Source organism: Neisseria sicca 4320 (assembly GCF_000193735.1).
In the GTDB taxonomy this organism is placed as follows: domain Bacteria; phylum Pseudomonadota; class Gammaproteobacteria; order Burkholderiales; family Neisseriaceae; genus Neisseria; species Neisseria sicca_E.
In genome coordinates, this window is the sequence record NZ_AEPF01000096.1 from 1 (window position 1) to 4,969 (window position 4,969).

Annotated in this window: 10 protein-coding genes and 1 pseudogene; 8 read left to right on the plus strand and 3 right to left on the minus strand. The window is 42.8% G+C overall.

The features are described from left to right. Positions 1 to 8 precede the first annotated feature (8 nt). Together NSCA4_RS13030 and NSCA4_RS0109025 are read right to left on the minus strand one after the other, a co-directional pair. On the minus strand, positions 9 to 359 hold the full coding sequence (locus NSCA4_RS13030; protein ID WP_050901027.1) for a helix-turn-helix domain-containing protein: 351 nt from the start codon (positions 357 to 359) through the stop codon (positions 9 to 11). Between the two features lie 254 nt (positions 360 to 613). Next, the gene (locus tag NSCA4_RS0109025; RefSeq protein WP_016687826.1) at positions 614 to 802 is read right to left on the minus strand and encodes a hypothetical protein; all 189 of its coding nucleotides are present in this window, start codon (positions 800 to 802) and stop codon (positions 614 to 616) included. Between the two features lie 154 nt (positions 803 to 956). Here NSCA4_RS0109025 and NSCA4_RS0109030 point away from each other — a divergent pair, with 154 nt between their 5' ends. From NSCA4_RS0109030 to NSCA4_RS15555, 8 genes are all read left to right on the plus strand, one after another. Next, positions 957 to 1,169, plus strand: a complete 213-nt coding sequence (locus NSCA4_RS0109030) for a hypothetical protein (protein WP_016687827.1) — start codon at positions 957 to 959, stop codon at positions 1,167 to 1,169. A gap of 53 nt (positions 1,170 to 1,222) precedes the next feature. Beyond that, complete coding sequence (locus NSCA4_RS0109035; protein ID WP_016687828.1) at positions 1,223 to 2,416, plus strand: replication initiation factor domain-containing protein; 1,194 nt, start codon at positions 1,223 to 1,225, stop codon at positions 2,414 to 2,416. After that, positions 2,409 to 2,675 (plus strand): hypothetical protein, encoded by a 267-nt coding sequence (locus NSCA4_RS15155; RefSeq protein ID WP_141565466.1) that lies wholly within the window; start codon positions 2,409 to 2,411, stop codon positions 2,673 to 2,675. The genes NSCA4_RS0109035 and NSCA4_RS15155 overlap by 8 nt, the downstream gene beginning before the upstream one ends. A 22-nt stretch (positions 2,676 to 2,697) precedes the next feature. After that, a complete protein-coding gene (locus NSCA4_RS0109040) occupies positions 2,698 to 3,015 on the plus strand; it encodes a hypothetical protein (protein WP_016687829.1) in 318 nt (105 codons plus the stop codon). 60 nt (positions 3,016 to 3,075) lie between these two features. Further along, positions 3,076 to 3,291: a major capsid protein gene (locus NSCA4_RS0109045; protein WP_016687830.1), complete on the plus strand. Its 216-nt coding sequence runs from the start codon at positions 3,076 to 3,078 to the stop codon at positions 3,289 to 3,291. A 15-nt stretch (positions 3,292 to 3,306) separates the two neighbouring features. Continuing rightward, complete coding sequence (locus NSCA4_RS0109050; RefSeq protein WP_016687831.1) at positions 3,307 to 3,609, plus strand: hypothetical protein; 303 nt, start codon at positions 3,307 to 3,309, stop codon at positions 3,607 to 3,609. Positions 3,610 to 3,672: 63 nt separating this feature from the next. Further along, entirely contained in the window at positions 3,673 to 4,212 is a 540-nt protein-coding gene (locus NSCA4_RS15160; RefSeq protein ID WP_016687832.1) for a hypothetical protein, read from the plus strand. A gap of 38 nt (positions 4,213 to 4,250) precedes the next feature. Next, positions 4,251 to 4,445, plus strand: coding sequence for a hypothetical protein (locus NSCA4_RS15555; protein WP_176621483.1), 195 nt, complete (start codon positions 4,251 to 4,253; stop codon positions 4,443 to 4,445). Positions 4,446 to 4,632: 187 nt separating this feature from the next. On the opposite strand, the pseudogene NSCA4_RS15560 reads toward NSCA4_RS15555, so the two are convergent. Further along, a pseudogene (locus tag NSCA4_RS15560) lies at positions 4,633 to 4,969 on the minus strand (hypothetical protein); the annotation flags it as partial.

The window sequence follows — 4,969 nt, forward strand, 5'->3', positions numbered from 1 at the left end:
AATTAAGACTATCGTCCGCCTTTGTATGGCAAATTTCCTGTATTTTTAAAGTACCAATTAGATTTAGTCATTAGCCTGAAATGTTCTGATTTGATGCGCTCCCTATCCTGCTCCCTGCATCTTCGGTATTCCAGTCCGGTAATAATTTCCATTGGGTCGCATCGCATGACTTCGGCGATGTCAAGTATCACGGCAAGCGGCAAACGTAGCCTGTCGCGTCTGTATTGAGATACTTCAGACGCTGAAACATCCCATCTTTTTGCCAGTGCATAATCGGATCTGATGCGTAAGCGTCCTTTTGCCAAGTCTAACCAGTCTTTTTGAGTAAACATAATAGAATCAAAGCCTTGTTTAATCATGTAATTTAAATACTACTATGATTAGACAAGGCTCGCTATTTGAGCATAGGCTCACTGTGTTTTTATGCTGTCGCGAAGTTTGTCTAGTTCGATAAATTCGACGTTGGGGGAAGAAAAAAGACAGTATAAGTTTAGCTCTGTCGGTTTTTGGGTCTTTAGGCATTCAATTGCCTTTGATTCCCCTTGTATGAATCCAGTGAAATAACCGATTGAAAAGCCTATTGAAATAAACAATAGATGTTTTAAGGATTTCATTAGTTCTTAATTGTGATTTCGCCGTCGTCGCCGATGTAGGCGCGTTTGATGGCTTCGTTTAGAAGGATATGGGCAAGCTCGCTGTCCTTCAGCGGTTCTCGCCCAAGCTGTATCAGTTTCTTATTGGCATTGATGGCAAGCCGTCTAATGCTCTCTTCCTGCTCTTCTTTGATTCTCAGTGATTTCATGCGTCATTTTTCCTAAAACTTTTATGCAATATAAAACAAGTAGTTACTTGTTAACAAGCATACTTGTCTTGTGCATATTTGCATACATGAATACAATGCCAAAATTGCATACATGAATGCAAATAACAGTTATGTGTTGTAAAAAGGTTAAAACATGAAAAACCAACGTAGCGCAAAAGTAATACAGGAAAAGGCGGGCTGGCGGGTTGAGTGTCGTGAACATGATATTTTGCTCCATACCCTTTATTTTGATCTCCGATCTGAAGTTTTAGCGTTGTCTCGCGCTGAAATGTGGGTGGCTGCGGGCGTAGCCCTGTCTGTTTCATATGGTGCGCCTAAGAAAGATATGGGGTGTATCGATGAGTAATTTAGGGGCTTGGGATAATCCCCCCCCCCCTATCTAACAGGGGGGGTCGAGATTTGAAGACGACAGGAAAACCAACGGTCGAACCTTCGGAAACCGTTGTTTTAAATCAGGAATATGAACGTTATGAAACGGCAGTAATAGATTTTGACGGAAATTTAAAAGTAATTCCGCTCCGTCGGGGGCTTGGAAACACTGCTTTCATTGATACCTTGAGCTTCACATTCAAAGAAAAATCGGTTGTCGGCTTCGCGCCTGAATTGCTTGCGATGGGTATCGCCTCTCCAGTAACTGACTTAGATGTGATGAGAAACTGGTCTGAAATTGCAGAATGGATTTTCGGATTCGGTATTAGCTCCCCTGCTCCCGTCGGGAAAGGTCGTTTTTATGAAGAACGATGGGAAATGTCGGTTGAAGGTGTCCTGTACGGTCAAGCTTACATCGGCGGTCAGAATGGCACGATTCTGATTGAGTTGACGGGCAAAGGGTGTACGGCTGCTAAAGACGGATGGGAACTGCGTCTATATCGGTTTTTGAGTGAACACGCCTTTAGTCCCCGCATAACCCGTTGTGACGTGGCTAAAGATTTCTACAACCAAGAGATAAGTCCTGATTCTGCTTGGGAAGCCTATCAAAAAGGAGAATTTGATAAGAGGGGTAAACGTCCTTTGGTGGCGCAAATCGGCTCTGATTGGCTGAATGGAACGCAAAACGGTAAGACGCTCGGTGTTGGATCTAAAAATTCATCTTGTTATTGCCGCATATACGACAAAGCTAAAGAACAAGGTGATACATCGGATCTGTTTTGGACGCGTTTTGAACTCCAGTTCATGGGTAAAAACTGTCTGATTCCGCTTGATGTGTTGTTGCAGCCCGGTCAGTTTTGGGGCGGTGCTTTTCCAATTTGTGAGCGTTTGCAGAATTTTGGTTCATCAAATCGTTATTTGTCGTCTGAAAAGCGCATGGAAATATCGATAGATCGAGTTCAAGAAGTAGCATCTAACCAGGCGGGTCGCGCCGTAAATATGATGATTCAGTTGGGTATGTCGCCTGAAGAGATTGTTGAGCGTCTAAGGCGTAAAGACGGTGCATTGCCTGAGCGTGTGAATCCTGCTTCTTATTCGGTTGAGTACTCATTAAGTGCAAGACGTCATTATATGCAGTTTATTCATGACGAATACGAAGGTTCAATTGAATTGGAGTTGATGGATGAATACGGAATGATTCTTCAGGGGTTTGAAAATGATTAAAGCTGTTGACTGTAACAGGAAGATTTACCCATGTGTTTTGGTGGATGATGAACATTATAGTTCTTATGATTTTAGGCGTGTTTTGATTTGTTTATCAGTGAGCCAATTTGCTGAATTTAAAGGCGTATCTGACAAAGATAAAGACGAATTTGATTATATGGTTCATTTGGGAATTAAACACGCACTTAATTTAAATTGTTTTGCATATCATTGTGATAAAGATGGTCGCTTGATGTGTATTTTTAGTCCAAAAGCCTAAGAAGGCAGGAAGGTAATTTGATATGAAAATGTTCGCTAAAGTTCAAGGCTTAAAACGTTCTAAAGGTGTGATGAATGACACTGGTAAGGCATACGATTCAACGACGGTATATGTTGAATTTCCCTTTTCCCGAGACAATCCCGACATGCGCGGATCTGCTACTGAGCCGTTGAAATTTGGAACGTCTGAAAACTTTGAAAAATTTAATGGTATTCCTCTCCCTTTTGATGCGGAAATTGATATCGAAGTTGAAACAAACGGTAATCGTGTCCAAAACGTGATTCTCGATATTCAGCCGGTTCGTTCGGAAATCAAAGCTCCTGATAAGGTACTTAAATAGTTTTTGGGCTGCCCGTTTGCCTTTGAAAACGGGGTTTTAATTACTAAAAAGGTGTTTTTTATGAAAAATTTGAAACAAAAAATCGGCGTTGGTTCCGCTCTGGTTGGTCTGTCTGCTGCTGCCGCTGCTGATGGCTTTGGCGATGTCGGTACAACCATGGCTGCTGAAATTGCTAAAGTTGTTCCTGTCGTAAGTTCTGTGGGCATGGCTTTGCTGTCCGTATATGTGGTTGTCCGTGCATTTAAGCTCGTTTCCAGTTTCTTGGGCGGTCGTTAATTAACGGGGTGCGGTATGGGGTATCGTGTTGGTTTTCAGTGTTTCGAGAATGTCGAAGTTGCAAACGATTTCGTGTTATCTCAAACCGCGCCCGTTATTAATGGCGAAGGTAAATTAATTTACCCTCAAAAAGTCGGCAAAGAATGGTTTTTGAATGGCGAAAAAGTAGTTATTTCATTGCCTGAATGTTCTGTATTTGACCAGATGTCGGGTGGTGCAAAAGTTGCTGCTCCATTTTTAACCATTTTTGTCTTGATGTTTTGTTTTAGGTTGGTTGCTAAATTTATATCAGGTATGGGTGTGTATGATGGTAGTTGATTTCCCTTTTCTGATGGGTTTTTTCGCGGTTTTATCGCTGATTTACTTGTTTAAAGGTTAGTTATGAAAATGAATTTGTCGGCGGTCGTTTTATCAGTGATCGCTTTTTTTATTCCTTCGGTTTCTTTTGCCCAGGACTTCGATGCTGGGCAGTCTGGATATGGTTTTAGAACTAGTAAGGTTTTGAGTGATATGACTGAGTTATGGGAATCTAAGGATATTGCGATTTTAAATAAAGATGATGGTCTTTATTATAAAACGCGGGTAACAAAGATGGCTTGTATTTTGGATAAATGTTTTTATCGTTATCAATATTTGGGTATTGCTGGAAAAAAGCAAGATATGCAAATCATTGATTTAAATGAAATTGAACAGGCAAATAAAGCCTTGAAGGAAGGGGGAAAAAAGCCTTATTCTGAAATGGGTCGTGAAGAACAGCTTGAACAAGATGCCCGCGATTTGGGTATCACTAAAGAACAATTGAAGCAAATGTATAAGGAAGATGATGAATTTGCACGTCTTTTGCGTGAAATTGAAGTAAAACGCGCTGAACAAAAGAAAAAAGAGGAAGAAGTTAAGCAAAAAACAGGGGGGCAAGGGTGACGGTTCGGGCGGTGGCGGTGGCTCGTCAGGCGGTGGCGGTGGCTCGTCAGGCGGTGGCGGTGGTTCGTCAGGCGGTGGCGGTGGCTCGTCAGGTGGTGGCGGTGGCTCGTCAGGTGGTGGTGGCTCGTCAGGTGGCGGTGGCTCGTCAGGTGGTGGTGGTTCGTCAGGTGGTGGTGGTGGTCGATCTGGTTCGCCTGCGAAATCTAAAGGTTATTGGTATGGTTTTAATTTAGGTGGCGATATTAATTATGGGGATACTCCTGAATCTGCTTGTTCTGGTCCTGTTAAATCGATGAGAGGAGTAAGATTTGAACTGCGTGGTACTACGTGTGTTGGGACAGATGGGAAAAATGTTTGGGGTTGGGGTTTAGGTTATGTTGAACCTAGTGATATTGCTCATGAATCAGAATGTAACAAAGGTTATCGTGAAATAACAAAAAAATCAGGTGGAACTTTTTCTGTTTTATGTACTGTAAAGGCGAAAAACACTGACTTTGGTGGTTCGTCAGTCGGTTCTCTTGGTGGAAATTCGTCAACGTCGTCGAATAATTCCGCCTCTTCGAGTTCGTCAGGTTCGGGCGCGGGTGGTGGCGGATCCGTTGGAGGTGGTGCGTCAAGCAATAAAGGAAATGGCGCGGGTGCAACCGCCGGCGGGAATGGCGCAAACGACGCAGGTCGTGCGCCGTCCGCTGGTGGTGGCACTGCGCAAAATTCATCTGATTCAAATTCGAATAAAAATAATTCTTCAAGTTCGAGT